This is a genomic window from Mesorhizobium sp. M2A.F.Ca.ET.039.01.1.1, from assembly GCF_003998035.1.
Classification (GTDB): Bacteria; Pseudomonadota; Alphaproteobacteria; order Rhizobiales; family Rhizobiaceae; genus Mesorhizobium.
Map to the genome: position 1 here is coordinate 1 of NZ_RZRY01000969.1, position 1,896 is coordinate 1,896.

Consider the following 1,896-nt stretch of genomic DNA (forward strand, 5'->3'; position numbering starts at 1 on the left):
CTGCAGCGGTAAGCGCCACAAAAGTGCTCCGGCGACCTTGTCCAGCGCGGTCACGCCGGCGCGCACGTCTTCCAGCCACAGCATCTTCGCGCCGCCCGCCTCGACCGCGGCAATGATGTCGTCGATGCCGGCCTTTTCGACGAAGGCGCGGGATGACACCACGGTGCGGATGACGGCGGTACGGATCGCCGCGGTCACGCTTGCCGGGCCGGCGGTGTAGTTGATCATCGCCGCAACCCTGGCCGCCGAGATCAGGCCGACAAAGGTGAGCACCACGCCATTGGCGTTGGGCAAGAGCACGCCGACCGCTTCGCCGGGCGCCGTCACCGCCTCGAAACGGCGTCCGAGCACGCGCGCGCCGATGAACAGCTTGCGGTAGCTGAGCGAACCGGAGATCACATCCTCGATGATCGGGCGCGAAGGGCCGACGCGATCGGCGGCGTCGCGCATGGCGAGGAACAGGCCACGGTCGAGATTGGTGCCGTAGAGCCGCGCCTCGGCGAAACGATCGAACAGCGCGTTGGTGTTGGAGGCCATGTCGGGGTTGCGCGCCACCAACTCGGCGATGGTCATCGACTCCAGCACGCTCACCGAAAGCCGCGGGAACCAGTGCCTGGGCGCTTTCTCCTTCGGCGTCAGCGACATCGGCAGATCGCGCGTTCCGGCAACGAAGATCGGCACGATGCGGGCGTCGGCCTGCATGGCGATGCGGGTGATGGCGCGAAACAGCCGGAAGGATTTGACGTCCGGCTCGACACTGTCTGGCAGGTAGACGGCAAGCCGTCCCTTGCCCTTCAGCACGCGCACCAACCGCCGGCTGACGAAGACATGCTCGGCGTTGAAGGCGATGGTGCGGCCAAGCTCGCGCCACGGCTCTAGCCATGGCGAGCGCGCCGAGGCCTCGTCCAGTATATGCAGCGTGTCGTCGGGAAGCAGCGACAGCATCAGCGCCGGTTCGATGCGCGACTGGTGCGAGATCACATAAATGACTGGCGTGTTGGCGCTTCGGGCAATGCGAATACGGTTGTCGGCGATACGATAGACGAGCTTGAACGGCACATAGAGCAGCGCCTGGGTGAAGCGCAGGTCGAGCCGGAACCGCTCGATCACGGCGATCAGCAGCCAGGCAAACACAAGGCCCGCCAGCAGCGCCAGGGTCAGGATCATGCCGCTCTCTCCCAGTCTCCTCCAGGGCGCGGCTCTTGAGCGGCCGCTTCGGTGGCAGAGGGTAGCGGAAGCGCGGGCAAGGTCAATGCGGGCTGAAGCACGGCGTCCCCTTCTCCCCTTGTGGGAGAAGGTGGCTGAGCGAAGCTCGGACGGATGAGGGGTGCTGGAAGGATCGCTGCGCGGGAGAGTAAACTCCTCAAAGCATTGAATTTTTCAAGGCCGTGTTCCTTCCAACACCCCTCATCCGTCTCGGCGCTGCGCGCCGATCCACCTTCTCCCACAAGGGGAGAAGGGGAAGACGGCGCCTATGCCGCCTTCAATCTTCCGCTGATGAAGCGGAATTCCTGGGTTTTGCCGCCATAGCCATAGGCCGCCGCCGGCACTTCGTGCACGAAGGCATAACTCTCCTCATGCACGCTGCCGAGCAGCCGGCCGAAAGCCTCGAAGATTGCCTTCAGATAGGCTTCGAGCTCGAGCTTGGTGTTGGTGCCGTCGACGACCTTGATGTCCAGCCAGAACGTGTTGGTGCCATGCTCGACCAGCGACCTGCCGCCGGCGAACCAGTGCTGCGGATCGATGTAGTTGACGGCGACCGCGGTGATCGTCGGGTCCTTGCGTAACTCCTTGGCGGGTAATCTCGGTGATGTCCTTGGCGATCGCGGCGGACAGCTTGGCGTCGGGCTTGCCCGTGACGCTGATATTGATGATCGGCATTTTCTCTCCTCGGGT

The 1,896-nt window shown here is 64.3% G+C and carries 2 pseudogenes; both read right to left on the bottom strand.

What is annotated here, in order from left to right:
• Positions 1–1,167: pseudogene (locus EOA24_RS36210) on the bottom strand (2-acyl-glycerophospho-ethanolamine acyltransferase); the annotation flags it as partial.
• 305 nt (positions 1,168–1,472) lie between these two features.
• Positions 1,473–1,881 (bottom strand): annotated as a pseudogene (locus tag EOA24_RS36215) (4-oxalocrotonate tautomerase family protein).
• Between the last annotated feature and the right edge of the window lie 15 nt (positions 1,882–1,896).